Genomic DNA, 25,157 nt, shown 5'->3' with positions numbered 1-25,157 from the left:
GCCGCGGACGTTTCCGTCCGCGGCCTGATTATTAACAGCGATAACTGCGCAGACGTTATCCCAGATCAACCCGCTACGCAGAAATGACGCTGGCCGTCATTGCCGACATAGGTGCCGGAGCGGCCGTTGAAGCTGCGATAACGTTGCGAGCAATAATCGTACCAGGCATTCGTCCACGGCTCGATGGTGCGGTAGGTACGGCGTTGCTGGTAGTAGCCGGAATTATTGTCATAGACCGGTTGGGCACGGTAAACCGGTGCCGGACGATAGACAGGCTGCGGCTGTGGCTGATAATAGCGGTAGTCCGGCTCTTCGTACACATAGCTCGGTTCATAGCGACGCGGCGGGTCGATATAGACTCGCTCGTCGTCTACCGGTGCCGGGCGGGAAAGGGCTGAGCCAACGGCGACACCGGCGGCAAGGCCAAGCACGCCACCCAGAATGGCGGCATCGCGACGGTCGCGGCGGCCCCAGTCATCGGCGGATGCGCTGTTGAAGGGCACGATGGTGGCGGCGGCGACGGCGATAGCCAGAACGGTTTTAGCTGCAAAGGACGACATAATCTTCTTCCATCCGGATGGCAGGGCGCTGCCAGTTGCAAATTCGATGGTTAAAGAAATATAGCGCGCCTGCTGAACGGGCGCTGAATGAATTGTGGCGGCTGGCGACAGCTCGCAATTCCTGTTTGCGCAAGCCGCGCTTCGCGCTAGAACTCAAGTTCAAACAGGACAATTCCATGAGCCTTGCCCATATAACCGTCAATTCCGATTCATCCCACGAAGACCGTGCCCAGGCTATTCGAGATACGCTGCGCGACGCCATTGTCGACCGACGGCTTGCCCCGGGAACGAAGCTGTCGGAATCGGAAGTGGGAACGCTGTTCGATGTCAGCCGCACGGTGGTGCGGGCGGCTCTTCAGATGCTGGCTTACGAAGGACTGGTCAAGGCCGAGCGCAACCGCGGCGCTTTTGTCTCCAATCCCACACCGGACGAAGCGCGGCAGGTTTTTGCTTCGCGCCGGCTGATCGAGCCCGGCGTTCTGGACGCCGCAATCGAAAAGATCACGCCTGCGGCGGTGAAGCAGCTGAGAGAGCATCTGGTTCAGGAAAGCCGCCACCAGCATGAGCGCGGCCCGCACGCCAGGCGCGCGGAAATCAAGGCATCAGGCGATTTCCACCTGATGCTGGCCTCGCTTGCCGGCAATGCCATCCTCGAAAAATTCATGGACGAACTGGTCGCCCGCTCGTCGCTGGTTATCGCGCTCTACGGGCGCTCGGGCGTTTCAAGCTGCGGCCACAACGATCATGCCGACCTGCTCGATGCACTGGAGGCGAAGGATGCGGCAAAGGCCCGTGCCTTGATGCTGCAGCACCTCGATCACATCGAGGCCGATCTCGACCTTCGCATGAAGGAAGGATTGGCGCTGAAGGATGCACTGGCACTTTGAGCGGCCACCATCCCCGCCCTTCAGGCGGGGATAAGCGCCGCCCTGTCGCACTTCAGGCTGCGTAACGGCTGAGTGCCAGATCGTGCGTGTCTATCTCGGGCTTGTTCCCGCTGATGAGATCGGCAAGCACACGGGCCGAGCCGCAGGACATGGTCCAGCCAAGCGTACCGTGGCCGGTGTTGAGATAAAGATTGCTGTAGCGGGTGGTGCCGATAACAGGCGTGCCATCCGGCGTCATCGGGCGCAGGCCGCACCAGAATTTCGCCTGGCTCTGGTCACCTGCGCCGCCGAACAGGTCTTCCACCGAATGGGCCAGAGTTTCCTGTCTTGCTGCGGGCAGATCCTTGCTGAAACCGGCGATTTCCGCCATGCCACCGGCGCGGATGCGCGAGCCGAGCCGGGTGATCGCCACCTTGAACGTTTCGTCCATCACGGTCGAAACGGGCGCGCGTTCCTCCTTCACGATCGGAACCGTGATGGAGTAGCCCTTGACCGGGTAAACCGGCAGGGTAAGGCCGAGCTGGCGGACGAATTGCGGGGAATAGCTGCCCAGTGCGGCGACGAAGATATCGGCTTCCACCAGCCCCTTGGTGGTCTCCACGGCCTTGATACGGCCTGCCTCGACGATGGGGCGCATGATGCCGGTATCGTAGATGAAGGTGACACCCGCCTCTTCAGCCATGCGCGCAAGTTCGGTGGTGAACATGAAGCAGTCGCCGGTTTCATCACCGGGCAGGCGCAGGCCGCCGACGATCTTTTCCCTGGAAGGAGAAAGGCCAGGCTCGATGGCGGCGCAGCCTTCGCGGTCGAGAATTTCGAAAGGCACGCCACCTGCCGTCAGCACGTCCACATCCTTGCCGATGGCGTCGAACTGCTTCTGGGTGCGGAAAACCTCCAGTGTGCCCTGCATGCGCTGGTCGTATTCTATCCCGGTTTCGTCGCGCAGCGCCATCAGGCAATCGCGGCTATATTCGGCAATGCGCACCATGCGGCTCTTGTTGATGGCATAACGCGCCGATGTGCAATTGCGCAGCATCTGGCTCATCCAGCGCCACGCCGCCGGATCGGTAGTCGGCCGGATGATGAGCGGGGCATGCTTCATGAACAGCCATTTCATGGCCTTCATCGGAATGCCGGGCGCGGCCCATGGCGAGGAATAGCCGGGGGAAACCTCGCCGGCATTGGCAAAGCTGGTTTCAAGTGCTGCCGCCGGCTGGCGGTCGATCACCGTCACCTTGTGTCCGGCTTTGGCCAGATACCAGGCGGAGGTCACGCCGACGACGCCGGCTCCGAGGATAGTGACGTTCATGATCGTCTCACTTATGGCTGACAGATGTTGAAGCGACGGCCGGGGTTTCGCCCGGCTGAATATAATTGCGGCGGTAACGGCGTCCGAGGCCGGTCAGGATTTCATAGGCGATCGTGCCCGCATCCTCGGCAATGTCTTCCAGCGTCTGGTCAGGCCCGATCATCTGCACGAAGCTGCCTTGCGTCAATGTTCCCAAGGGCAGGGCGGATATATCGAGAATGATGCTGTCCATTGAAACGCGACCAGCGATGGGTAGGCGAACGCCATTGTACCATGCCGCACCGCGATTGCTGAGCGATCGCGGCAGGCCATCGGCATAACCAGCCGCGATCGTCGCAAGCCGCGTCGGCCCGGCCGCTTCGAAAGAGCCGCCATAACCGACCAGCGATCCGGCGGGAACGTCGCGGGTCTGAATGACGGCGACATCAAGCCGGACAACCGGTTTCATCGGGTTGGGACGGGTAACGGAGGGCGCGCCGCCATAGAGCGCGATGCCGGGGCGTAGCAGGGAGTTGTGATAGTCGTTGCCCAGAAAGATGCCGCCGGAATTGGAAAAACAGACGGATACATTAGGAAAAGCGACAGCGGCTTTTCGCATCACAGAGAGTTGGGCGGCATTGGAGAGGTGATCCGGCTCGTCGGCGCAGGCGAGGTGGCTCATCACGAAGGCGATGTCGATGTCATCAAGCAGTTGCGGCCGGGAGGCGAGGACTTCAAGCTCTTCGGGAGAGAGGCCGAGACGGCACATGCCGGTATCGATCTGCACTGCGGCGGGTAATGTCTTGCCAAGATTTTTGGCGTGGGCCGCCCATTGGGCGATCTGCTCGAGCGAATTCAGAACCGGTGTGACGGCCATGGCTGCGCAGGAGGTTTCGTTACCGGGCTGAAGCCCGTTGAGGACGAAAATCCGCGCTTCCGCTGAAAGACGCAGCCGGAGCGCCAGCGCTTCATCGATATGGGCGACGAAGAAATTCCGGCAGCCCGCTTCAAACAGCACCTGCGAGACGATATCCGCGCCGAGGCCGTATGCGTCAGCCTTGACGACCGCTGCCGTCTGCGATGTGGGTGCCATTGCCGCAAGCGCGAGATAATTATCGCGCAATGCGCCAAGATCGATGGTCAGATGGCCGCTTGCACCACCCGCTGCCTGCTGGCGGCTGATCTGCATGTCCATGGTCGTTCACCCTCATTTTTATCACATGAGAGTATTGCAACGATTGTCGAATTTCTTGGCTATTGTTCGAATAAGATGCGATAAAAATGCAATCTACGCAACTTTCATTGTCATATTGGAATTTTCTATGTCGTCACTCGACGCGACAGACCGCCACATCATCCGCCTGCTCCGGCTCAATGCCCGCATCAGCAATGCGAAACTTGCTGCGGAAGTCGGCCTTTCGGCTTCTGCCTGCCTTCGCCGGGTCGATATTCTGGAACGGGAAGGTATCATCCGGGGCTATACGGCGCTGACCAGCGGCCTTGCCGGCGGCGAGGTGATCTCGGTCATCGTGCAGATCACGCTCGACCGCCAGACGGAGGATTTTCTCAACAGGTTTGAGAACGCGGTGCGGCGTTATCCAGAAATCCGCGAATGTTACCTGATGACGGGCGGGTCGGATTATTTCCTGCGATGTGAGGCGGAAAGTGCGGGCGATTTCGAGCGCATCCATAAGGAGATTCTGTCGAAGCTGCCGGGTGTTTCGCGGATTCATTCGAGTTTTGCGATCAGGAATGTGCTGGCGACGCCGAAGGCGCGGTGAGTAGTTTTTTCGAAAGGACAATTACGCAGCGGAATATGCGGTTACCCCCTCTGTCCGGCAGGACAGAGGGGGTAAGCCCCTCACTCTGCATGTCGATGTCACCCCCACCACCGATAAAAATGATGCACCGGTCCCCGACCGTTCCCGACGGCAAGCCCCCGACCAGCGTCAAGCGCCCCATTCAGATAGTCCTTCGCAAGACCAACCGCCTCACGCAATTCACAACTCTTGGCCAAATGAGCCGTAATCGCCGCCGCCAGCGTGCAGCCGGTCCCATGGTCGTTTTTCGTGTCCACTCGCTTAGCGGAAAGCGCCTGCATGGTGCCGTCTGCAAACAGATAATCCGTACTCTGCGGCCCGTCGCCATGGCCGCCCTTGATGAGCACGGCTTTCGCGCCCACCTTCAGGATCATCTCGGCCTGACGGGTGATCTCCGCCTCGGTGTCTGCAATCGGCAACCCGGTGAGAAGCGCTGCTTCAGGCAGGTTCGGCGTGACGATGGTGGCGAGCGGCAGCAGGTCGCGCCGCAATGTCTCGATCGCATCCGCATGCAACAGACGGTCGCCGGAGGTCGCAACCATCACGGGGTCGAGCACCACCGGCTGGGGCTGCTGCCGAAGCCTTGCAGCTATGGCCGCGATGGTTTCGATCCGCGATACCATGCCGATCTTCACCGCATTGACGGCAAGATCGGAAAAAACAGCGTCCATCTGCGCGACGATGGTGGTGACGGAAATATCCTCCACAGCCGTCACACCTTTGGTGTTCTGGGCGGTGATGGCGGTGATGACGCTAGCGGCATAGGCGCCGAGTGCCGAGAAAGTCTTGATGTCGGCCTGAATGCCAGCGCCGCCGCCGCTGTCTGAGCCGGCGATGGTCAATGCGATTGCTGTCATGACTGTCTCGCTTTCAACGCTGCATCGACTGCCGCGCGGAAGTCCCTGGTTGCGCTGGCAATATCGCCTGCGCGGAAGATTGCAGAAATAACGGCGACACCATCCGCACCGGCAGCGATGACGTTCGGCACGCGGGCAAGATCGATACCGGCGATGGCGCCCACCGGCATGCCCGGCCGCAATTCGCGGAGCAGAGTGCGGAGCGTCGTAAAGCCGTCAAGGCCGACAGGCTTGTCTGGATTGACCTTGGAAACGGTTTCGAACACGCCACCAATGCAGGCGTAATCGGCGGGCATGGAGGCCGCCCGCTCGCCATCGGCGCGGTTCTTGACGGTGAGGCCGATGATCGCCTTATCTCCAAGGATGCGTCTGGCGGTTTTGGCATCCATATCATCGGCGCCGAGATGCACCCCGTCCGCGCCAGAGGCGAGCGCCACATCCACCCGGTCGTTGATGACCAGCGGCACGCCCGTGCCGGCAATGGCTTCGCGAATGGCGCTGGCGTTTTCGATCATCTCCCGCGTGGAGGCGTGTTTGTCGCGATATTGCAGAATGGTCGCGCCGTTGAGTGCGGCCGCCAGAGCAAGCTCGCCCAAGGGCGCAACATCGCCGAGGCTCGCATCGACCAGCGCGTTGAGACGGTAATCAACCTTGTTCATGCTCAATCCTCGCATGGTTTATTATGTCTTCGCCGGAAATTTCTGAAAGCACATCCAGAAATGCCGGCTCGAATGTGCCGGGGCCTTTGGCGTTTTTCGCTGCCAGTTCGGCTGCGACACCCGTGATGGCGAGGGCGGCGGCGGCGGCCGTCAGTGCGTCTTTTTCCACCGCCATGAAGGCGGCGATGACGCCACCCGATAGGCAACCCGTGCCTGTCACCTTCGCCATCCACGGGTGACCGTTGACGATTCTGACACTCCTTGTGGCGTCGCGCAGGTTATCGACAGGTCCGGTCTCTATCCTGATGGCGTTCGGAACAGCACCGATCAGGCTCATCTCAGCGCTGTTGCCGCGCACGATGGTGGGTCCAAGCGAGATCAGGTCACGCGCGAACGCCAGTCGCGATGGCGAATAGTCGCAATGCACGGGGTCCAGAATCCACGGCTTGCCAGCCGCGCGGGCGATCTCGACGGCAAATCGAATGACTTTTCGCCGGTCGGCGTCGAGCGTGCCGAGATTGATCGTTACCGCATCGGCTTTCGTGACGAAAGCACCGATTTCTTCGAGTGAGGTTGTCATCGAGGGTATGCCGCCGACAACGGTAATGCCGTCCGCGGTGAATTTCTGTACCACGGTGTTCATCAGGCAATGCACGCGCGGGCGCGTCTGCCTTACCCTTTCGAGGATCTCTGCGGCCTTCGCCGCAGTCGGAAAACTGTTTGCCATGGTTATTGCAACTCCACGGCAATGTCTTCCGCCGCCGGCGCCTGCTTGATCAGTTGCATGTCCTGCATGAAGGTGCCGAAGCGTGTGTAGCGGGTGCGATCGAGTGCGGCTGGACGTTTGGCGAAACGCGGCAGCGTATCGAAAAACGCCTGTTTGTTCAGCGCGTCGTCAAGGTTCGGATAGGCCTTGATGAAAAGCTGCCAGGATTCTTGTGGGTGGTTGGTGATGAAAATCGCCGCCTGCTCAACGGCCGAGAGAAAACGCGGCAGGCGGCTATCTTTCACGAGATCTCGATGGGTGACGAAGATGAGCTCGTCATAGGCGGGCACGCCATGCTCCTCGGGGAAGAACGAGCGGCCTTCGTGGCCCTCAAGCTTCATCTGCGTCAGTTCGAAATTACGGAAGCCGCCAAGCGTGGCATCGACCTTGCCGGCGATCAGGGATGGCGAGAGTGAGAAATTGACGTTGACCAGTTCCACATCGTCTTTCGTCAGTCCCTCCTTCTCCAGCATCCGCTTCAGCATCGCATCCTCGAAGCCGGAAACCGAGAAGCCGACCTTCCTGCCCTTCAGGTCCTTCAGGCTCTTGATTGGACCATCGGCCAGAACGGTGACGGTGTTCAGCGGGGTTTCCACCAGCGTGCCGAAACGGACAAGCGGCAGCCCGGCATCGTGGTCGAGATAGAGGTTCGGCTGGTAGTGAACGCCGATATCGGCCTGTTTTGCCGAGACGAGACGCGGCACGGCGGATGGGTCCGCAGGCGGGATCAACTCGACCTCCAGCCCGGCATCTGCGAACAGGCCGCGTTCCTTGGCGATCACCATCGGTGCATGGTCCGGGTTCACGAACCATTCCAGCAATACGGTAAGCTTGTCTGCCGCCTGCGATTGCGCGGGCGAAAGCACGCTTGCTGCCGCAACGATGAGGGAAAGAAGAGTTCGTTTCATGATGCCGAAAGTCTCCGCAAATGTTTGAAAGGAATGACGTGGTCTGTTTCTTTGGCCCAAGGGGCGAGATTGGCCGTTGCCCGGTCGACGACAAGCCGCAGCAGCACCGCCATGAGGGCGAGAATGGTCATGGCGGCGAACATTGTGTCGGTCTGCATGCGGGCATTGGACTGGATCATGACAAAACCGAGCCCGGCGGAGGCGCCCACCCATTCGCCAATGACCGCGCCGAGCGGGGCGAGCGGAGCTGCGACCCTCAGCCCGGAAATGAGTGAGGGAAGCGCCAGCGGCACACGCAGCCGGGTGAGGATTTGCCAGTGGCTCGCCTCCGTCAGCGACGCGGCATCGAGGATTGTCCGATCCGTGCGATTGAGGCCGTCGGTAAAGGCTGAAGCGACGGGGAAAAAGATGATGATCGCCGTCATGACAACTTTCGAGGCCATGCCGAAACCGAACCAGAGTACGAGAATGGGGGCCAGCACGAAGACCGGAAATGCCTGCAACACGAGAACCATGGGCCAGACGAGGCGGCCAAAACGCGGGACGGCGGCAATCGTAAAGGCAACGAGAATGCCGGCGGCAATGCCAGCCGCAAGCCCGACAGCCATTTCACCTGATGTCACCATGGCCTGTCCGAACAGGAAAGCTGGCTGGCGCAGGAGTGCTGCGGCAACATCGGCCGGCGAGGGCAGGATGTAGCGGGGAGGTGCGAACAGCCAGATGCCCAGCTGCCAGACAAACAGAATAAGAACGACGCCCTTCAGCGCATGGGAGGCACGCATCGGCCGGGGCTCAGACGCAGCCGTACCGTATACGAAGGGAAGGATGTTTCATCATCATCGTTCGGTCTCCAGCTGTGGCGATCACGGAGATCCGGGCAAAGCGGAGAAGAGAAAGGGCAGTACCGCAAACGCGCTACAGTTTCCGTTCCTACGCCGGCATGACCCGGATCAGGTTCAAGGGTCCGGCTCATCGCCATCTCAGCACCGTCTGGTGCTCCCCTCGGAAGAGACTGTTTTGCTAGGAGGGTTTTGAAGTAATGTCAACGTTGAAAGTTAACGAGAATATTGGCGAATTTGCCGCGAACATATTAGTTGTTGATTATATTAAGTTTATCAAAAATTAGTTATTTATTGAAACCGCTTTTCAATTCCGCTGTATTAGCTTCAGCTCCCAGATTGTTTGGGGGCGAACTTGAAAAACTTCTGGCAAGAGAAATCTGGAAATTTTGGCATTCTGACCGCGCTGCTCATGGTGCCTCTGTGCGGGGCTGCCGGTGTGGCGCTCGATATTACGCGCGGCATGTCGGTCAAAGCCGATCTGCAGCAGGCGGCGGATTCCGCGGCTCTGGCGGCAGTCGCCGATATGTCCGCAAGTGTTCAGGCGGCAAAGAAGATGTCGGGGGACGGTGTCATTCCCGTCGGCAATGAAGAAGCCCGGGCATTCTTCGATGGCAATCAGCGCGGCGACGCGGACTACACCATAACCTCTGTCGATGTTTCGGTGATCAAGCACGGCAATGTGGTCGAGTCGTCCGTCAGCTTCAAGGCGTCGGTCAGCACGACGCTCTCAGGGCTTCTGGGGAAGGATTTCGTTTCGGTTGCCGGCACGGCCACGGCCAAATACGAAACGGAAACCTTCAGCGATTTCTATCTTCTGCTTGATAATACGCCCTCCATGGGAGTGGGCGCGACACCCACGGATGTTGCCACCCTGGTTGCGAATACTGGCGATAAATGCGCTTTTGCCTGTCACATCGTGAAGGAAGGCGTGGCAGACCCGAACAGCTATTACTTCAAGGCCAAGAAACTCGGGGTTACGACGCGTATCGACGTGGTTGCCAAGGCAACCGCCAGCCTGATGGACACGGCAAAGTCCACGCGCAAAAGCAGCAATCAATATCGCATGGCCGTCTATACCTTCGGGGAACGGGCGGAAGATACCAAGCTGCTTGAGGTCGTTTCGCTAACCTCGGATCTGGACGCAGCAAAGAAAAAAGCTGGTGAAATCAACCTGATGTCAATCCCCTATCAGGGATACAACAACGACCAGCAAACAGATTTCGACCGGGCACTGATCCAGATTGGAGATAAGGTCGGCAGTTCGGGCACGGGCTCAAGCTCGGCGAACCCGGATAAGGTTATTTTCTTTGTTTCAGACGGGGTGGGCGACAGTTACAAGCCCTCCTCCTGTACGAAAAAACTGACGGGAGGCCGCTGTCAGGAGCCGATCGACATCAAAGACTGTACGAAACTGAAGGAAAAGGGTTTTCGTATCGCGGTGCTTTATACCACCTATCTGCCGCTGCCGACGAATGACTGGTATAATAGCTGGATCAAGCCCTTTCAGGCGGAAATTGGCTCACGCATGCAGAGCTGCGCTTCCCCGGGTCTGTACTTCGAAGTCAGCCCGTCCCAGGGCATCAGCGACGCGATGACGGTACTGTTCAAGAAAGCCATTACATCACCACGCCTGACGGGCTGATGGCCGTCTAGCGAGGCCTGTTAAAGCATCGGTTGAACGCCGCAATATCTGCGGCGTTTTTTGGAAATGGTCGGAAGGTGATGCTTCAAGCGATATTACGAAGCCGTTCAAATAACGCAGTAAAGGGCGTTTCAGCGCGGTAGAACACAGCCGGCTGGCCTATCGGAGCCTCCACGGTGATCTCGTGCCCGCCAAAATACCGCGCGCCACTCCAAAGATGCATCCATTCCCCATCGCCCGGAAGGTAAAGCGTGCGCTGCGTCTCCCCCGCCTTCCAAACTGGTGCGACCAGCATGTCGGCCCCATAGAGATAGCTGTCCTGAATGGCATAGGTCTGCCGGTCGTTCTCGTGATGCAGGAAAAGCGGGCGCTGTACCGGCAGGCCGTTTTCGGCCGCTTCGGTGGAAAGCGATTTCAGATAGGGGGCGAGTGCGACATAGATTGCCGTCATGCGGGCAAAATGGCCAAGAACGGTCTCGTCCTGATCGATCTGGAGATTGTCGCGCGGGCGATTGCCCTCATGGGTTCGCATGACAGGGGTAAAGGCTGCCATCTCCGTCCAGCGCATGATGAGTTCCGGGGTTCTGACATTGCCGAACAGGCTGGTGTAACCTCCAATATCGGAATGGTGATAGGCATTGCCGAGAAGACCGGAGGACAGCGCACCGCATATGACGGTGACGAGACCGTCATGGCGGGAGAAATCGACGGACTGGTCGCCGCCCCACAGCAGCGGGCAGTGGGCTTGCACACCGGTAAAGCCCGCGCGCATGAAGAACAGCGCTTCGCCGGTTTTGCCGCGGCTTTCAACGGCCTTGGCGTTGACCTCTGCCCAGAGCGTCGGCCAGGCATTGTGCATCAGCTTGGCGTCGATGCCGTTCGATAGCGTGATGTCGATCGGCAGATATTCGCCGAAATCGGCCATCCAGCCGGAAAGGCCGAAATCAAGCATGTTCTTGCCGATGATCTCTTCGGAAAACCACTCGGCTGCGGCCGGATTGGTGAAATCGACCACGCCACAATCGAACTCGCCGAAATCCACGAGCGCCGTCTTGCCGTCCGCGCCGGTGGCGAAATAACCGGCCGCCTCCGCCTCCGGAAAAAGCGGGCCGTCGACGCAGAGATAGGGGTTCACGTATCCCAGAAAACGAATGCCCTGATCGGCAAGCTCGGCGATCTTCTGACGCAGATGCGGATAACGCGCCTCATTGGCCTGCCAGTCCCAGAAGAGCCGGGCGCCGAAGGATGTCTGGCGAAGCCCCACCCAGTCCTCGCACCACAGGCCGGAGACCTTGGTTCCGGCAGCGCGGATTTTTTCCAGCCGGGCAAAGGAGTTGGCGCCATCCTTTAACCCGATGATCGCGCCGCCATAGACCCACTCCGGCAGTTCCGGCTGGCGTCCGAACCGCAGCGAGAGGGCGGAAACGATATCGGTGAAACGATCGCCGGTGAAAAACTCGATCCTTTCGGGGATCGCCCAGATCTCGACTTCGTGGAAATCTTCGTTGCGGAAATCGAAGACCGAATAGGCGCTGGTTTCCACATGCAGCGCATATTTGCGCGATGACAGATAGGTCGGCTGCGGGTAATTGGTGTTGTAATAATCGCCACCCGCCTTGCCGCTGACGTCAGCCTGGAAGGTGATTTCAGCGGTCTTGTCGCGGCCGACACCGGGTTCGGAGGTCCAGAGCGGAAAGCGGCGGCCGCGCATGTCGAAATAGGACATCTGTTCGCCACCGCCCCAGACATGTTCGTCCTCATCTGCGATGATCCGCAGCCACAGCCGATTGATGGTTTCATCCAGCGCCGTGACCCTGATGGCATTTCCATCCAGCGCCAGATGAAGGCGCGCGGCCTGCCCGGGTGCGGAAGACAGCGTAACGCTGTCGCCACTGACTTCGGCGTGGCGGAGCGCAGTTCGTTCGATGACATAGTCCTCGATATCGAAATTGCCGCGATACATATCCATCCGCTCCTTGCCCAAACCGGCAAAGAAAGCCGGGTTCTCAGGCGAATGAGAAAGAATGGTGTGGCTGCCAATCGCAAGCGTGAAGCCGTCTTTGGTCTTTTCGAATTGCATGACTATACCTGTTTAACCCTTGAGACCGCCGGCGGTGAGACCGGAGACGACGCGTTCCTGAAAGATGACGATCAGGATCGCAACCGGGACGATGCCGACCACCAGCGCCGCCGAGATGACGGGCCAGGGGAAAGCGAACTCACCCTGGTAAAGCTGGATGCCGACCGGCAGCGTGCGCAGTGCCGGATTGGAATTGAAGGAAAGCGCCAGCAGGAATTCGTCCCAGGCGTTCACGAAAGCGAGAATACCGGCGGTGAAGACGCCTGGCGCGCATAGCGGCACGACAACCTTGAACAGCGCGCCGATGCGGGTGCAGCCATCAATCATGGCGGCGTTTTCCAGATCGCGCGGGATGCTTTCGAAGAAGGATACCAGCATCAGCGTGCAGACCGGCAGGGAAAGCACGGTGTAAGGCAGTATAAGAGCGGTCCAGCTATTGAGCAGGTTGAGCGCACGCATGATCTCGAACAGAGGCACCAGCAGCGTTACCAGCGGGAATGTGGAAACGGCGATGATGAGCGAGAGGATCAGCGCCCGGTACTTGAGATCGAGCCGCGCCAGCGCATAGGCTGCCAGCACCGAAATCAGAATTGTGAGGGCCGTGGAAAGAAGCGCGACCATGAAGCTGTTGAACAGGAAGAGGTGCAGCGGCTGGTCGGAAAAGGCCTGCATGTAATTGGCGAGCGTCGGCGCATGCGGAAACCATGTGATCGGTTTCACCGTCAGTTCCGCTTCGGTTTTCAGCGAGGTGAACAGGATCCATATTGCCGGAAACAGGCCGTTGACCAGCAATATGGAGGCCGCAATGAAGCGCAGCGGCTTGCCGGAGAAGAAGGAGGACAGACCGGAGGAGGTCGCAACGGTGCTCATGGGATCAGTCCTTCGTCCTGATAATGCGGAGATAAACGGCGGTGACGCACATGGAGAGCGCAAACATCATGACCGCCAGTGCCGAACCGTAACCGAGATCGAGGAAGGAAACGGTGTTCTGGTGAATGTACATGGCGAGCGTCGTGGTTGATGTGCCGGGGCCGCCGCCGGTCATCATGTATGGAATATCAAAAGTCTGCAGCGCCGTAATCGTACGGAAGATGAGAGCAACGACGATCGAGGGTTTTAGGAGCGGCAGCGTGATCTCGAAGAACTGCCTGAGCTTGCCGGCGCCATCCACATCGGCGGCTTCATAAAGCGAGCGCGGAATGGTTTGCAGCCCTGCAAGGATCATCAGTGCCATGAAGGAAGACGTCTTCCAGATGATGGTCAGGCAGATGGCCGCAAAGGCCCAGTTCGGGGAGTTGAACCAGATGATGCCTTCAAAGCCCAGCCGGTTCAGCACATCGTTGACCACGCCGTATTCGTAGTGGAAAAACCACGCGAAGATGAGGCCGGCGAACGACAGAGGCAGCGCCCAAGGGATGAGCAGCGACAGGCGCATCGGCCATTGCATCGAAAACGGCAGGTTGGCGAGGAGCGCAAGGCCCAGGCCCATGAACAGCGCTCCAGGCACCGTTATCAGCGTTATCAGCACCGTATTCCAGGTCGTTTCCCAGAAAATCGGGTCATCAAGCATCGCCGTGTAGTTTTCAAAGCCGATGAATTCCGCCGGCAGGCCTGATGTCAGCGAAAGGCTGAAAAACGAGGTGTAGACGAGACGCGCCACCGGATAGACGATGATAAGCGAAAGAAGAATGGCTGCAGGCGCCAGCAAAAGCACGGCAAGCGACCGGTCACCGAGATCGAGCCACCGCGTCCAGCGCGGCTGCGGTTTCTCGTCCACCCTGACCATTGTTCTCTCCGGCATCGTCACGTCTGCCACTCCCGCAACTGAATTCACGTCATCGTCTCCCGATCAGACCGGTTAAGTCCCGGCCCGTTTATCGCGCCGTTCAGGCGATTTTCACTGGCTCGGCCAAACAGGCCGGCAACGGCATGTCCTGCATGCCGCCCCCGGCCACAGGGCTTAGCGCAATACGCGGCGCAGACGGCTTTCCATCTGCTTTGCGCCGTCTTCCGGCGACATCACGCCCGCAAGCACGCCATTGACGGTGGTGCGGATCGTTTCGCTGACCTCGTTGTAACGCGGTGTGACCGGACGGGCCTTTGCCGTTTCAACAACCGGAAGAGCATCCGCAAACCAAGGGATGGACTTGGTCACCTCAGCATCCTTGTAGAGCGAGGCATAGGTGGGCAGCAGCGCGGCATTGATGGCCATGAACTTCGAAACATCCTGGCTGGACAGATATTCCACCAGTTTCTTGGCTTCGTCCTGCTGCTTGGAATAGGCGGAAACGCCGAATTCCCAGCCGCCGAGGCACGTCGTCTGCTCTCCGCCCTTGACGGCCGGCAACCGGGCGACGCCAACCTTGTCGTTCACTTGGGATTCCTTGCCCTGAAAATGGGTCCAGGCGTAGGACCAGTTGACGGCGAAGAGAACCTTGCCCGCCTGGAATTCCTTGCGCGTGTCGTCGGTCGCCACTTCGGAAATGTTCTTCTTGGAAATGCCTTCGTCGACGAAGCTCTTCCAGAGCTTCAGCGAATCCACGGCCGCCTGATTGTCGAAATTCAGCTTGCCGTTTTGAACCAGCGACTTGCCTTCGCTCCAGTAGGGCAGCAGGAACGTGCATACCGCACCTTCGATGGCCTTACCCTGGAAGGAGAGGCCCTGAAGTTCGGGGTTCTTTTCGCCCTCCATCACCTTTTTTGAGGCTTCCTTCAGCTCATCCCAGGTGGTCGGCGGCTGGATGCCGTACTTGTCCAGCAAGTCCTTGCGATAGTAGAGGAACATGGAATCGGCGAACGCTGGCAGCGCCACGATCTTGCCGTTCACGGTGTTTGCTTCTGCATAGGTCGGCAGGTAGGCGGACAAGTCTTTGCCGGAGAAATCGCTGGTCCAGCCAGCGGTTGCGAACTGTGCGGGACGGATGACATCGAGCATCAGCACGTCGAGGCTTGAATCCTTGGCAGACATGACGGTGTTGAGATATTGCGCCTGCATTTCGGAGGTGTTACCGCCGGTCTCGATCACGACTTTCACGCCCGGCGTCTTCGCCTCATATTGATCGAGCGCCTTGCGCCACACGTCGGGTTGATGCTGGCTGGAAACGAAGATTTTGAGTTCGGCGTCGGCAAAGGCCTGTCCCGAAAAGCTGAGCATCGTTGCGCAGAGCGCCGCTCCCGTAAGGGCTTTGAATTTCATGTTTTCCTCCCGTTATTGAAATCTTGAAGCCGGGCCGGTGGCGGCCCGATCCTGTCACTGAATGGAGCGTTCCGTCGTCACGTCGAACAGGTGCACCTTCGATGGGTCGAGGCCGATCTTCAGTTCCTCATTCGGAGCCGGTTTCATCTCTGGCGGCATTCTCGCCGTCAGCGCCGCATCACCGAGGGTGAAATGCACCAGCGTATCCGACCCCAAAGGCTCCACCACCTGCACCTTGACGGAGAGCTGTGTGTCAAATCCCCCGGCAGGACCGAAATGTTCAGGGCGAATGCCGACGATGACCTCCCGTCCATCGAGCGCCGTTTCACGGGACGGTCTGATTGCTGCCAGTGGAAGAGAGTTGCCGTCCGTAAATGTCAGCCTGTCGCCGGTCACTCTGGCGCGAGCGAAATTCATGGCAGGCGCACCGACGAAACCGCCGACGAACACGCTTTCCGGACGGTTATAGACCTCGTCCGGCGTGCCCACCTGCTCGATATCGCCGCCGCGCAGAATGACGATGCGGTCAGCCAGCGTCATCGCCTCCACCTGATCATGCGTAACGTAGATGATGGTAGTGCCGAGCTGCTGGTGCAGGCGCTTGATTTCCGTGCGAACCTGTCCGCGCAGTTTTGCGTCGAGGTTGGAAAGCGGCTCGTCGAACAGGAACACCTGCGGGCGGCGCACGATGGCGCGGCCCATGGCCACGCGCTGGCGCTGGCCGCCGGAAAGCTGGCCCGGACGACGGTCCAGCAGATGGCTGATGCCCAGCATATTCGCTGCCTCATCAATGCTGGCATTGGCCTGCGAGGCGCTGACACCACGTACCTTCAGGCTGAAACCCATGTTTTCACGCACAGTCTTGTGCGGGTAAAGCGCGTAGTCCTGAAACACCATGGCGATGTCACGCTCGCGCGGCGGCAGTTTGTTGACAACGCGGTCGCCGATCATCACCTCACCGCCGCTGATGCTTTCCAGCCCGGCGACCATGCGCAACGTCGTGGATTTTCCGCAGCCGGAGGGGCCGACGAAAACCACGAATTCACCATCGTTGATTTCAAGGTCAATACCCTTGACGATGCGCAGGGCACCGTAACTCTTGTCCAGCTTGCGCAGGCTGACTGAAGCCATCTTTTCCTCCTCACGTCCGGGGCGTCCAAAATCGGATGAACGCAAACCCGGCATCAACCTTCAAATCCACGCATCGCTTTTCGAAAAAATCATCCCGATCGTCCGGCGATATCGTGGGACGGCCAAACGCCTGTCTCCCTAGGTCCGTGATATTACCTTTCGTCAAAAGGAAATCAATAGTGTATCAATTTTATTTCTGACAGAAATCAAAAACCGGCAAAGCTTTGATTTGTAGAAATATTTCAACGAAAACCCCTGCGTGGCAGGTCGCGGCTTCCTTGCCTGTGGTCAATTTTCTCTGTCCATGTGGATCACGCGAATTTCGTGCGTTTTCAACGTATGCGTGAAACGTACCGTGCGACGGTGTGGTCGAACCATGTCCATGAGACTTCAGCCACGGCTCCGTCCTGACCCTGGCTCAGGCGAAGGACGCGCGGCACCGACGCGCCGGATTTCTGGCCGAATTGTGCAGGCGCCCATTCTGGCACTTCCCCGAGGTCGATGCGGTCTTCTGCCTTCGATATCCAGAGATTGAGGCGGGTGCGATAGTAGAGATAGAGCGATTCCGACAGGTTCTCGATGGTAATCGTGTCGACATAGGAACCGTCGAGCCAGATCTCCTCGATTGCCGCCGGTTTCCCCGCGATACGCCTCAGGCGGCGGATGCGGTGGCCTTCCGGCGATGTGCCAAAGGCGGGCAGGGTGGATGGCTTGGCAAGGCGCGCAACATCCAGCACCTCCGCCGTTGGCAGGCCACCCCCCTCGATCATCTCAAGCCGGAAGAAGGCATAAACGCTCTGGGGATCACTGACCGCGCGGATATAATTGCCGGAACCCTGCACACGCTCCAGCAGTCCACGCTCCTGCAACTCCGCAAGCGCCTTGCGAAGCGTGCCGACAGCAATGCCGAGATCGGCTGCCATATCCCTTTCGGGAGCAAGCTTTTCACCATCTGTCAGACGGCCCGCAGCGACTTCGCGCACCAGCATTTCGGCGATCTGCAAATACATAGGCAGGCTGCCGCCCGTGTGTTTCATGATGCCATCCCCTCCGCAAAACAAAAATTGATACATCATTGATTTACATATTTCTTGATGTTATGCAAGAAAAACGAGAGCGGCCTTGAGGAGGAATTGCATGACCGTCGTACCCGTTACATCCGCTGATCTCGATGCTGCCGAGGTCTCCTGGTTTTCTGCCCTTTGTTCCGATGATTACGCCTATCTGGGCGTGCCGGATGGCAGCCTGCGCTCCAGCTTCGAACATTGCTCGGATATCGTCAAAAAGGCCGAGGAACTCGGTTTTCGCAACATTCTCTGCCCCTCTTCCTATCAGGTCGGCCAGGACACGTTGAGCTTCGTGGCAGGTTGCGCTCCGATCAGCGACCGCATCAATTTCCTTGCTGCAATCCGTTGCGGCGAAATGCAGCCGATCATGCTGGCGCGTACGGTGGCGACGCTCGATCACATGCTGAAGGGCCGCCTGACGCTCAACGTCATCAGCTCCGATTTTCCCGGCGAGGTGGCTGACAGCGCGTTTCGCTACAAACGCAGCCATGAAGTCGTGCAGATTTTGCGCCAGGCCTGGACCCGTGACACGATTGACCATGACGGCGAGATCTACCAGTTCAAGGGTGTCTCCACCGAGCCTGCACGTCCGTACCAGCAGAATGGTGGTCCGCTGCTCTATTTCGGCGGTTATTCGCCGGATGCGCTGGAGCTGTGCGGCGCGCAATGCGACGTGTATCTGATGTGGCCCGAAACGAAAGACCAGCTCGCAGACCGCATGCGCGCTGCCCATGAGCGTGCCGCAGCCCATGGCCGCACGCTGGATTACGGCCTGCGAGTCCACATGGTCGTGCGCGATACCGAAAATGAAGCGCGCGAATATGCGGAGCATCTGGTTTCGAAGCTCGATGACGAGTATGGCCAGCTGATCCGCAACCGCGCCCACGACAGCGGCTCACTCGGTGTATCGCATCAGGCGCGGGCCCGAGAACTGGCCGACAAGTTCGGTTATGTCGAACCAAACCTGTGGACCGGCATCGGCCGGGCGCGCTCCGGCTGTGGTGCAGCGCTCGTTGGCTCCACCGATAAGGTCCTTTCGGCGCTGGAGGAATACCAGAAAATGGGTATTCGCGCCTTCATCCTCTCGGGTTATCCGCATCTCGACGAGGCTGAACACTTCGGAACCAAGGTCCTGCCGCAAATGAAAACCTGCTCCCTGCCGCATGCATACGGCCGGGTGCCTTCTGAAACACCTGCCACGCCGCTGGGCAACGGGGAACGCCACTGATGGAACGTATCGCTCTTTCTGAAAACCTGGAACTTAGCCGCATCGTTTACGGCATGTGGCGCATCGGCGACGATGCTGATACTTCGCCTTCCCATGTACAGGCAAAGATCGAAGCCTGCCTGGCGCAGGGCATCACCACCATGGATCAGGCTGATATATACGGTGGATACACGGCGGAAGCCATTCTGGGTGCCGGCCTCAAGGCAGCTCCATCCCTTCGCGACAAGATCGAGATCGTGACGAAATGCGGCATCGTGGCGCCAGCCGGGCGTCACTCAGCCGCCCGCGTCAAGCATTACGATACCACGGCTGGCCATATCAACGCTTCAGTCGAGGCCTCCTTGCGTGACATGGGCACAGATCGTGTCGATCTGTTGCTGATCCACCGGCCCGATCCGTTGATCGATCCCGAAGAAACCGGCAAGGCGCTCGATGCACTGGTAGCTTCCGGCAAGGTCAAGGCCGTGGGCGTTTCCAATTTCCGCCCGTGGGATTTCGCCCTGCTGCAATCGGCTATGAGCAATAGGCTGGTTACGAACCAGATCGAAATGAGCTTGCTTGCTACCGATAGCTTCACCAATGGCGATCTGGCCTTCCTGCAGGAAAAGCGCGTTTCACCGATGGCATGGTCGCCGCTTGGCGGCGGTTCGCTGTTTTCCGGTGCGCATGGTGGAACCATGGCTGCCCTGCAGCGCATCGGCAACGAGCAGGGCGTCGATGCCACTGCCGTTGCCATCGCCTGGCTGCTGCGGCATCCGGCAAAGATCGTGCCCGTGCTCGGCACCAACAATATTCAGCGCATAAAAACGGCGGCCGATGCCCTGCGCGTCACCATCGACCGCCAGACCTGGTTTGAGCTTTACACACTTGCAATTGGAAGCGAGGTGCCGTGATGACAGTCGCAGAAGCGATCAAAATGCCGAATGAGCACGTATTTGTTCCCGGCGGCGAAAACAGCCGCAGCTTTCGCAATGCGCTCGGCGCTTTCACCACCGGCGTAACGGTGGTGACGGCAACGACGCCCGAAGGGCCGATCGGTATGACGGTCAACAGCTTCGCGTCGGTATCGCTCGATCCGCCGCTGGTGCTGTGGTCGCCTGCCAAAAATTCATCGCGCTATCCGGCCTTCAGCGGCGCAACGCATTTCGCCATCCATGTGCTGAGCGCAGATCAGGACGTGCTGAGCGCCCGCTTCACCCGCAACGGCCGCGCATTTGACGATCTTGACTGGGAAATCAACGACGAGGGCGTTCCGGTCATTCCGGGCACGCTCGCCCGTTTCGAATGCCGGCAGGCGGCAGCCCACGATGCGGGCGATCACACCATCATCGTCGGCGAAGTGCTGCGTGCCGCCCACCGCGATGGCGATCCCCTGTGCTTTTCAGGCGGAGCCTTCGGGCGGTTTTCAAAGCAGTAGGCAGAACGGGATTTTCCCGTTCGATCTCGGTAGAGATTTACTCCAGCCATCTGTTGCTTATTTAACGGAGCGCGCCTGTCGTGCTCCGTTTTTGTTTCGTCTGTCAGTAAAAACCACGCTTTGCGCTGTTCATACTGGAAATCATCTTTCAAACTGGCGTAGTTGATCTGATTCACAAAATGATTCGCTCGATCAAAGGAAGACCGCACGTCGCGCGGGTTAGGGAGACTGAATGTCCGCTTGTTTCTGCCATGTTTCGGAAGGGGAAACCTGTCCGACAGCAGAAATGTGTGCAGCAGCGCCAAGCAGGTTTTTCCCTGGTGGGGCAACGGGGCTTCTTGTCCTCATATCCTCACTTTTCACCGCGCCGGTTGTCGTCGCCGACACCTTGCAGTGGACAGGCTCTGACGGCGAAGACTGGGTTACCGCCTCGAACTGGGGTCCATCGCAACGTGTTCCCAATGCCGGCGATGAGGCGATCATCAATTCTTACGGTCCGATCATCAACATAGGAACAACCGCTGAAGTGCAGCAACTGGCGATAGGCAATGCTGCGGGCGCCGGCACGCTGGTGGTTCAGGGCGGCTTGCAGACGAAATCCGTCATTCTCGGAACGGCCAGCGGAGCGACCGGCTCCGCCACATTCAGCGGCGCAAACTGGGCGAATGAAAGTAACATCATTGTTGGTGGCGACGGCACGGCCACCCTTCTTCTGTCACACGGCACAACGGCATCGTCGGAAAACATCCATGTTGGCAAAAGCGGGACGGGAAGCGGCTCCGTCAAGCTCGACAACGCATCTACACTGAGGATCGCCGATACGGTTCTTGTGGGTTACAGCGATCCGCTATCTTCCGCAACTGGCGGAAACGGCTATCTGGATGTGCTTGGCGCCAGCGCGCTGAAAAGCGCCAAAGGCCTGCTGGCCAAAGATGCCACTACCGCAGGGACGGCCCTGGTGTCGGGTGCGGGCAGCCGCTGGACCATGTCGTCGGACCTCGTTGTTGGTGGTGCGGGCGTTGGCACGCTCACCATCACCGGCGGCGGCACGGTCACCAGCCGGACGACCACGGTCATCGCCGATCTGGCTTCTGCGGACGGAAGTTCCGTGACGGTAAGCCGTCTGGGCTCCGCGCTGCAAAGCGGCGGATCGCTCGTCGTTGGCAATTCGGGAGCTGCAACGCTTCTCGTAGAGGCCGCAGGGACCGTAACCAGTGGCGAGGCCATTGTCGGCCGCCATTCGGCAAGTGAGGCGACTGTCACCGGCGACGGCTCGAACTGGAGGACCGGCGACCTGCAGGTCGGCGGCGATGTCGCCGATCCGGGCGGTGCCGCCGGCAATGGTAAGCTCAACGTTATGGCGGGTGGCTCCGTTGATAGTACGACGGCGCGGCTTGGCGTTGTGGCGGGTGCAACGGGCGCTGCCGCCGTGGATGGGCAGGGCTCGGTCTGGACAGTCAACCGTGGCGATCTCGAGGTGGGTGTGAGTGGCACGGGTTCGCTGGCGGTTACGGGCGGCGGCCTTGTCGATGCAGCGAATATTATCATCGGAGCAAATGCCGGTGGTACCGGTTCCGCCCGGGTATCCGGTGCCGGCAGCAAATTGCAAAGCCGCGCCGATCTCAATGTCGGCCTTGACGGCAACGGTTCCATGACCGTCGAGGCCGGTGGCACGGTGGAAAGCCGCGACGGCTATGTTGCGGCCCATGGCGGTTCCACTTCCACCGTAACGGTGGCGGGCAACGGATCGAGCTGGGCGATGACCGGAACGTTTTTTGTCGGATACGGAGGCGGGACTACAGGAAATGTGTCTGTCAGCGCCGGCGGCGGTATCAAAGCTGCCAAGGTGATGCTCGGTGATCTTGCCGGTTCCTCCGGCACGATGACGATCACAGGATCGGGTTCGAACGTCACCGCTTATATCGACAACGGCGTTGTGAACTCCGGCTCCGTCGATGTGGGTTTTGAAGGTTCCGGAAGCTTGACCGTTACGAACGGCGGATCACTTGATGCCTATGATCTCTATGCGGGCAGTGCGGCGGGATCGAATGGAAACGTTCTGGTAAGCGGTGTGGGATCGCGCGTTGCGGTTGGCAATCTCATGGTCGTCGGCGATGCCGGAAACGGTTCCGTTGAGATAACCGGCGGAGCCTCGCTGGCTGCGCCCACTATTCTCATTGCCGCATCGGCGGGTTCCACAGGCGTGCTCAACATCGGAGCTGCCGCGGGCCAAACCGCCCGCTCAGCCGGTGCGTTAGAAGCGCGCACGATTGCTTTCGGTGCAGGCAACGGCAGCATCGTCTTCAACCATTCCGAGACCGGCTATATACTCTCAGCCGATATTTCAGGTGCGGGCAAAGTCGTTGCCGAAGCTGGCGTCACAACGCTTGGCGGCAATAACAGCTATTCCGGCGGCACCACGATTTCCTCCGGCACGCTGAAAGGCAACTCAAAAAGTTTCGGCTCGGGCGGCATCGCCAATGATGCGCAACTCGTTGTCGATGGTGCCGGCACGCTTTCCAATGCCATCAGCGGCACTGGCACCTTTGAAAAGACGGGCGATGGCAATCTGGTCTTGACCGGAAATAGTACCTATACGGGCACCACTGCGGTTTCCTCTGGAAAGCTCAGCGTCAATGGCTCGCTTGCAAGCGCTGTTTCGGTCGGTACCGGCGCGACACTTGGCGGCTCCGGCACCATCGGCGGCCTGACCGTCGGCTCGGGTGGCACGCTCGCGCCCGGCAATTCGATCGGCACGCTGGCTTCCACGGGCAGCGCAACATTTGCTAGTGGCTCTCGCTATGAGGTTGAAATCGACGCCGCCGGCAATTCCGACAGGCTTGCCGTGACCGGAACCATCACCATCGACAATGATGTCAGTCTTGTCGTTACGTCGCTGGCGAACCAAACTGCCTATAGCCTCAGCACCCGCTACACGATCCTGACGGCAACGGGTGGAATTACCGGTACGTTTTCAAGTGTCGGCGAAAATTTCGCCTATCTGACCGCAATGGTAGCCCGGAGTGCTGACGACGGCAGCACCTATCTTTCCTTCGCCCGGGCATCACCGGATGCCGGCTTTCTGGCCGCTGAAACATCGACGGCCAATGCGCGCGGGGCCGCCAACGCCATAGAGGCGCTTGGGGAAAGCTCGCCGCTCTACGAGGCGGCCGTGTTTCTGCAACAGGGCGAAACCCAATCCGCCTTCGCGCAGCTTGCCGGGGAAATTCATCCCTCGCTTGCCATGGCTTTGATCAACCGCAGCCAACTCACCCGCGATGTCATTCTCAACCGGCTGCGCAGTGCTTTCGAAGGTGTCGATGCGCGCCCGATCCTGCCGGTCGCCTATGCTGAAGGCGGATCAAACCCGTTTGACATTGACGAGGGTTCACTCACGTTCTGGTCCAGTGGTTTCGGCTCTCGCGGCCGCACCGATGGTGATGGAAACGGCGCATCGGCCGACATGAAGGGCGGCGGCGTCCTCTTTGGTATTGACGGAGATTTGGCTGATGGCTGGCGTGCCGGGGTGGCCGCCGGATACGGCCGCGATGTGATCAGCCAGGGTTCTCCTGCGGCATCTGCTGACGTGGACGGCTACTATGTGGCGGGTTATGCGGGCAAAACAATTGGCCCTGCATCCCTGCGTCTTGGTGCAACCCACGCCTTTCAGGATGTCGAAACGCGCCGGGCGGTTTCCTTTTCAACATTGAAGGAGGACCTAACCGCTGGTTACGACGCTTCCACCACGCAGGTCTTTGCCGAAGCCGCCTGGCGGTTCGATTTCGATCTCACCCATATCGAGCCTTACGCCAATATCGCTTACGTGAATACGCGGACGGATGCTTTCCGGGAGATGGGCGGTATCGCCGCCGTCTCTTCGGGTGCCGTCAGCCACGACGAGTTTTATTCGACGCTCGGGGCGCGCATCAGCCGTGACATTGCGTTGGAGGGGATGCTTGGACGCGCGATGCTCGATATCGGGTGGCGTCATGCCTATGGCGATCCGATGATGGAGAGTGCACTGTTCTACGATGGTGGCAGTGCGTTTTCTGTGACAAGTGCTGCCATGGCGCGCGACGTGGCATTGATCAATCTGGGGCTTAGCTACAATCTCAACCCATCCGCGACCTTGACATTCCGTTACGGCGCGGTTTTTGGCGCGGGTCTTCTGGATCAATCTGCTTCAGCCCAACTTGGAGTTCGTTTCTGATGAAGCGCAGTCAAAACACGCTTTGGAAAACGGCTCTCACGGTGTTCCTGTCCGCCGGTTTGGTGGCGGGCGGTGCTCCCGCGCAAGATGCAGAAAAAAAGGCGGACGCGCCGTTGCGTGAGGTTCACGGGAGTTGGCAGCTTGCTTGCGTCGCGCCTGCGAAAAAAGATGATAATGACGCCAGTAAGCCGGTGGCGGAGACGGAAAAACCGCTCTGCGCCATCGCTCAGGTCCAGCTTGAGGAGAAGACACGCAAACTGGTCGTCTCCGTCGAGTTCCGGCTTGATGATGTCGGGACGCCGGGTAAGCTTTCCGGCACCGTGGTCATGCCTTTCGGCCTTGCCGTCACAAAGCTGTTTTCGGTAAAATCCGGAAATGTGCGGTTGCAGGAAGTTCAGGTCAGCACGTGTCTGCCCGTGGGCTGCATCGTTTCCTTCACGCCGTTCGTCGAACTTGTAACCGCGCTGAAGGCCGGACAAACCCTGACAATAGAGGCCCCCGATCTGCAGGGCCGAACGGTTTCGTTCCAGTTGCAGGGACAGGGATTTTCCGAGGCACTGGAGCGCCTCGGAAGCTTGCATTAGAGCATTTCCGGTAGA

The 25,157-nt window shown here is 59.3% G+C and carries 22 protein-coding genes and 1 riboswitch; of the genes, 8 read left to right on the top strand and 14 right to left on the bottom strand.

Annotation, left to right across the window (positions count from 1 at the left end; all coding sequences use genetic code 11):
- Nucleotides 1–65 precede the first annotated feature (65 nt).
- Nucleotides 66–560: a BA14K family protein gene (locus tag J5276_RS17015; protein ID WP_019564657.1), complete on the bottom strand. Its 495-nt coding sequence runs from the start codon at nt 558–560 to the stop codon at nt 66–68.
- Between the two features lie 176 nt (nt 561–736).
- On the opposite strand from J5276_RS17015, the gene J5276_RS17010 reads away from it, so the two are divergent.
- A complete protein-coding gene (locus J5276_RS17010; RefSeq protein WP_025595694.1) occupies nt 737–1,447 on the top strand; it encodes a GntR family transcriptional regulator in 711 nt (236 codons plus the stop codon).
- Between the two features lie 52 nt (nt 1,448–1,499).
- On the opposite strand, the gene J5276_RS17005 is transcribed toward J5276_RS17010, so the two are convergent.
- Both J5276_RS17005 and alr read right to left on the bottom strand, forming a co-directional pair.
- Complete coding sequence (locus tag J5276_RS17005; protein ID WP_065703064.1) at nt 1,500–2,756, bottom strand: D-amino acid dehydrogenase; 1,257 nt, start codon at nt 2,754–2,756, stop codon at nt 1,500–1,502.
- 7 nt (nt 2,757–2,763) lie between these two features.
- Nucleotides 2,764–3,930 (bottom strand): alanine racemase, encoded by a 1,167-nt coding sequence (gene alr, locus J5276_RS17000; RefSeq protein ID WP_065703062.1) that lies wholly within the window; start codon nt 3,928–3,930, stop codon nt 2,764–2,766.
- A 127-nt stretch (nt 3,931–4,057) separates the two neighbouring features.
- Here alr and J5276_RS16995 point away from each other — a divergent pair, with 127 nt between their 5' ends.
- Entirely contained in the window at nt 4,058–4,516 is a 459-nt protein-coding gene (locus J5276_RS16995) for an Lrp/AsnC family transcriptional regulator (protein ID WP_003500727.1), read from the top strand.
- A gap of 98 nt (nt 4,517–4,614) precedes the next feature.
- Here J5276_RS16995 and thiD read toward each other — a convergent pair whose 3' ends face one another.
- Genes thiD through J5276_RS16970 form a run of 5 tightly spaced genes read right to left on the bottom strand, consistent with a single transcriptional unit; the run spans nt 4,615 to nt 8,527 of the window.
- Entirely contained in the window at nt 4,615–5,412 is a 798-nt protein-coding gene (gene thiD / locus J5276_RS16990) for a bifunctional hydroxymethylpyrimidine kinase/phosphomethylpyrimidine kinase (RefSeq protein WP_065703061.1), read from the bottom strand.
- Nucleotides 5,409–6,071: a thiamine phosphate synthase gene (gene thiE, locus J5276_RS16985; RefSeq protein ID WP_065703059.1), complete on the bottom strand. Its 663-nt coding sequence runs from the start codon at nt 6,069–6,071 to the stop codon at nt 5,409–5,411. The genes thiD and thiE overlap by 4 nt, the downstream gene beginning before the upstream one ends.
- The gene (locus tag J5276_RS16980) at nt 6,058–6,798 is read right to left on the bottom strand and encodes a hydroxyethylthiazole kinase (RefSeq protein WP_019564651.1); all 741 of its coding nucleotides are present in this window, start codon (nt 6,796–6,798) and stop codon (nt 6,058–6,060) included. The genes thiE and J5276_RS16980 overlap by 14 nt, the downstream gene beginning before the upstream one ends.
- 2 nt (nt 6,799–6,800) lie before the next feature.
- Nucleotides 6,801–7,745: an ABC transporter substrate-binding protein gene (locus tag J5276_RS16975; protein WP_065703057.1), complete on the bottom strand. Its 945-nt coding sequence runs from the start codon at nt 7,743–7,745 to the stop codon at nt 6,801–6,803.
- On the bottom strand, nt 7,742–8,527 hold the full coding sequence (locus J5276_RS16970) for an ABC transporter permease (RefSeq protein WP_065703055.1): 786 nt from the start codon (nt 8,525–8,527) through the stop codon (nt 7,742–7,744). The genes J5276_RS16975 and J5276_RS16970 overlap by 4 nt, the downstream gene beginning before the upstream one ends.
- A 128-nt stretch (nt 8,528–8,655) precedes the next feature.
- Nucleotides 8,656–8,758, bottom strand: a riboswitch (TPP riboswitch).
- Nucleotides 8,759–8,939: 181 nt separating this feature from the next.
- Here J5276_RS16970 and J5276_RS16965 point away from each other — a divergent pair.
- On the top strand, nt 8,940–10,229 hold the full coding sequence (locus tag J5276_RS16965) for a pilus assembly protein (protein WP_065703053.1): 1,290 nt from the start codon (nt 8,940–8,942) through the stop codon (nt 10,227–10,229).
- 85 nt (nt 10,230–10,314) lie between these two features.
- Here J5276_RS16965 and J5276_RS16960 read toward each other — a convergent pair whose 3' ends face one another.
- The 6 genes from J5276_RS16960 to J5276_RS16935 form a co-directional block, all read right to left on the bottom strand.
- Complete coding sequence (locus J5276_RS16960; RefSeq protein ID WP_174012018.1) at nt 10,315–12,309, bottom strand: alpha-glucosidase; 1,995 nt, start codon at nt 12,307–12,309, stop codon at nt 10,315–10,317.
- Between the two features lie 12 nt (nt 12,310–12,321).
- Nucleotides 12,322–13,179 carry a carbohydrate ABC transporter permease gene (locus tag J5276_RS16955; protein ID WP_003500737.1) on the bottom strand — a complete coding sequence of 286 codons (858 nt, stop codon included), beginning with the start codon at nt 13,177–13,179 and terminating at the stop codon, nt 12,322–12,324.
- Between the two features lie 4 nt (nt 13,180–13,183).
- Nucleotides 13,184–14,095 (bottom strand): carbohydrate ABC transporter permease, encoded by a 912-nt coding sequence (locus J5276_RS16950; protein ID WP_003510821.1) that lies wholly within the window; start codon nt 14,093–14,095, stop codon nt 13,184–13,186.
- A gap of 174 nt (nt 14,096–14,269) precedes the next feature.
- Entirely contained in the window at nt 14,270–15,505 is a 1,236-nt protein-coding gene (locus tag J5276_RS16945) for an ABC transporter substrate-binding protein (protein ID WP_065703048.1), read from the bottom strand.
- Between the two features lie 54 nt (nt 15,506–15,559).
- A complete protein-coding gene (locus J5276_RS16940; protein WP_003510819.1) occupies nt 15,560–16,636 on the bottom strand; it encodes an ABC transporter ATP-binding protein in 1,077 nt (358 codons plus the stop codon).
- A gap of 332 nt (nt 16,637–16,968) precedes the next feature.
- Nucleotides 16,969–17,673: a GntR family transcriptional regulator gene (locus tag J5276_RS16935; protein ID WP_065661628.1), complete on the bottom strand. Its 705-nt coding sequence runs from the start codon at nt 17,671–17,673 to the stop codon at nt 16,969–16,971.
- Between the two features lie 100 nt (nt 17,674–17,773).
- Between J5276_RS16935 and J5276_RS16930 the strand changes: the two genes are divergently transcribed.
- From J5276_RS16930 to J5276_RS16910, 5 genes are all read left to right on the top strand, one after another.
- Nucleotides 17,774–18,931: an LLM class flavin-dependent oxidoreductase gene (locus tag J5276_RS16930; protein WP_065703046.1), complete on the top strand. Its 1,158-nt coding sequence runs from the start codon at nt 17,774–17,776 to the stop codon at nt 18,929–18,931.
- A complete protein-coding gene (locus J5276_RS16925; RefSeq protein WP_065687744.1) occupies nt 18,931–19,824 on the top strand; it encodes an aldo/keto reductase family oxidoreductase in 894 nt (297 codons plus the stop codon). Before J5276_RS16930 ends, J5276_RS16925 begins: the two co-directional genes overlap by 1 nt.
- On the top strand, nt 19,824–20,348 hold the full coding sequence (locus J5276_RS16920; RefSeq protein ID WP_013761544.1) for a flavin reductase family protein: 525 nt from the start codon (nt 19,824–19,826) through the stop codon (nt 20,346–20,348). Before J5276_RS16925 ends, J5276_RS16920 begins: the two co-directional genes overlap by 1 nt.
- A 232-nt stretch (nt 20,349–20,580) precedes the next feature.
- On the top strand, nt 20,581–24,558 hold the full coding sequence (locus tag J5276_RS16915; protein WP_174012014.1) for an autotransporter domain-containing protein: 3,978 nt from the start codon (nt 20,581–20,583) through the stop codon (nt 24,556–24,558).
- Nucleotides 24,558–25,142 carry an invasion associated locus B family protein gene (locus tag J5276_RS16910; RefSeq protein WP_065687742.1) on the top strand — a complete coding sequence of 195 codons (585 nt, stop codon included), beginning with the start codon at nt 24,558–24,560 and terminating at the stop codon, nt 25,140–25,142. Before J5276_RS16915 ends, J5276_RS16910 begins: the two co-directional genes overlap by 1 nt.
- Nucleotides 25,143–25,157 lie beyond the last annotated feature (15 nt).

The organism is Agrobacterium sp. S7/73 (genome assembly GCF_019355535.1).
Classification (GTDB): Bacteria; Pseudomonadota; Alphaproteobacteria; order Rhizobiales; family Rhizobiaceae; genus Agrobacterium; species Agrobacterium tumefaciens.
This window is presented reverse-complemented; position numbering and strand designations above follow the sequence as displayed.

Excerpts from the sequence above, each read along its gene's own strand:
- J5276_RS16935 (WP_065661628.1), bottom strand. The coding sequence starts at position 17,673 with ATGAAACACACGGGCGGCAGCCTGCCTATGTATTTGCAGATCGCCGAA.
- J5276_RS16960 (WP_174012018.1), bottom strand. The coding sequence starts at position 12,309 with ATGCAATTCGAAAAGACCAAAGACGGCTTCACGCTTGCGATTGGCAGC.
- J5276_RS16910 (WP_065687742.1), top strand. The coding sequence starts at position 24,558 with ATGAAGCGCAGTCAAAACACGCTTTGGAAAACGGCTCTCACGGTGTTC.
- J5276_RS16980 (WP_019564651.1), bottom strand. The coding sequence starts at position 6,798 with ATGGCAAACAGTTTTCCGACTGCGGCGAAGGCCGCAGAGATCCTCGAA.
- thiD (WP_065703061.1), bottom strand. The coding sequence starts at position 5,412 with ATGACAGCAATCGCATTGACCATCGCCGGCTCAGACAGCGGCGGCGGC.
- J5276_RS16970 (WP_065703055.1), bottom strand. The coding sequence starts at position 8,527 with ATGCGTGCCTCCCATGCGCTGAAGGGCGTCGTTCTTATTCTGTTTGTC.
- J5276_RS16945 (WP_065703048.1), bottom strand. The coding sequence starts at position 15,505 with ATGAAATTCAAAGCCCTTACGGGAGCGGCGCTCTGCGCAACGATGCTC.
- J5276_RS16955 (WP_003500737.1), bottom strand. The coding sequence starts at position 13,179 with ATGAGCACCGTTGCGACCTCCTCCGGTCTGTCCTCCTTCTTCTCCGGC.
- J5276_RS16950 (WP_003510821.1), bottom strand. The coding sequence starts at position 14,095 with ATGGTCAGGGTGGACGAGAAACCGCAGCCGCGCTGGACGCGGTGGCTC.
- J5276_RS17015 (WP_019564657.1), bottom strand. The coding sequence starts at position 560 with ATGTCGTCCTTTGCAGCTAAAACCGTTCTGGCTATCGCCGTCGCCGCC.
- J5276_RS17010 (WP_025595694.1), top strand. The coding sequence starts at position 737 with ATGAGCCTTGCCCATATAACCGTCAATTCCGATTCATCCCACGAAGAC.
- J5276_RS16920 (WP_013761544.1), top strand. The coding sequence starts at position 19,824 with ATGACAGTCGCAGAAGCGATCAAAATGCCGAATGAGCACGTATTTGTT.
- alr (WP_065703062.1), bottom strand. The coding sequence starts at position 3,930 with ATGGACATGCAGATCAGCCGCCAGCAGGCAGCGGGTGGTGCAAGCGGC.
- J5276_RS16940 (WP_003510819.1), bottom strand. The coding sequence starts at position 16,636 with ATGGCTTCAGTCAGCCTGCGCAAGCTGGACAAGAGTTACGGTGCCCTG.
- thiE (WP_065703059.1), bottom strand. The coding sequence starts at position 6,071 with ATGAACAAGGTTGATTACCGTCTCAACGCGCTGGTCGATGCGAGCCTC.
- J5276_RS16930 (WP_065703046.1), top strand. The coding sequence starts at position 17,774 with ATGACCGTCGTACCCGTTACATCCGCTGATCTCGATGCTGCCGAGGTC.
- J5276_RS16975 (WP_065703057.1), bottom strand. The coding sequence starts at position 7,745 with ATGAAACGAACTCTTCTTTCCCTCATCGTTGCGGCAGCAAGCGTGCTT.
- J5276_RS16995 (WP_003500727.1), top strand. The coding sequence starts at position 4,058 with ATGTCGTCACTCGACGCGACAGACCGCCACATCATCCGCCTGCTCCGG.
- J5276_RS17005 (WP_065703064.1), bottom strand. The coding sequence starts at position 2,756 with ATGAACGTCACTATCCTCGGAGCCGGCGTCGTCGGCGTGACCTCCGCC.
- J5276_RS16915 (WP_174012014.1), top strand. The coding sequence starts at position 20,581 with ATGTCCGCTTGTTTCTGCCATGTTTCGGAAGGGGAAACCTGTCCGACA.
- J5276_RS16925 (WP_065687744.1), top strand. The coding sequence starts at position 18,931 with ATGGAACGTATCGCTCTTTCTGAAAACCTGGAACTTAGCCGCATCGTT.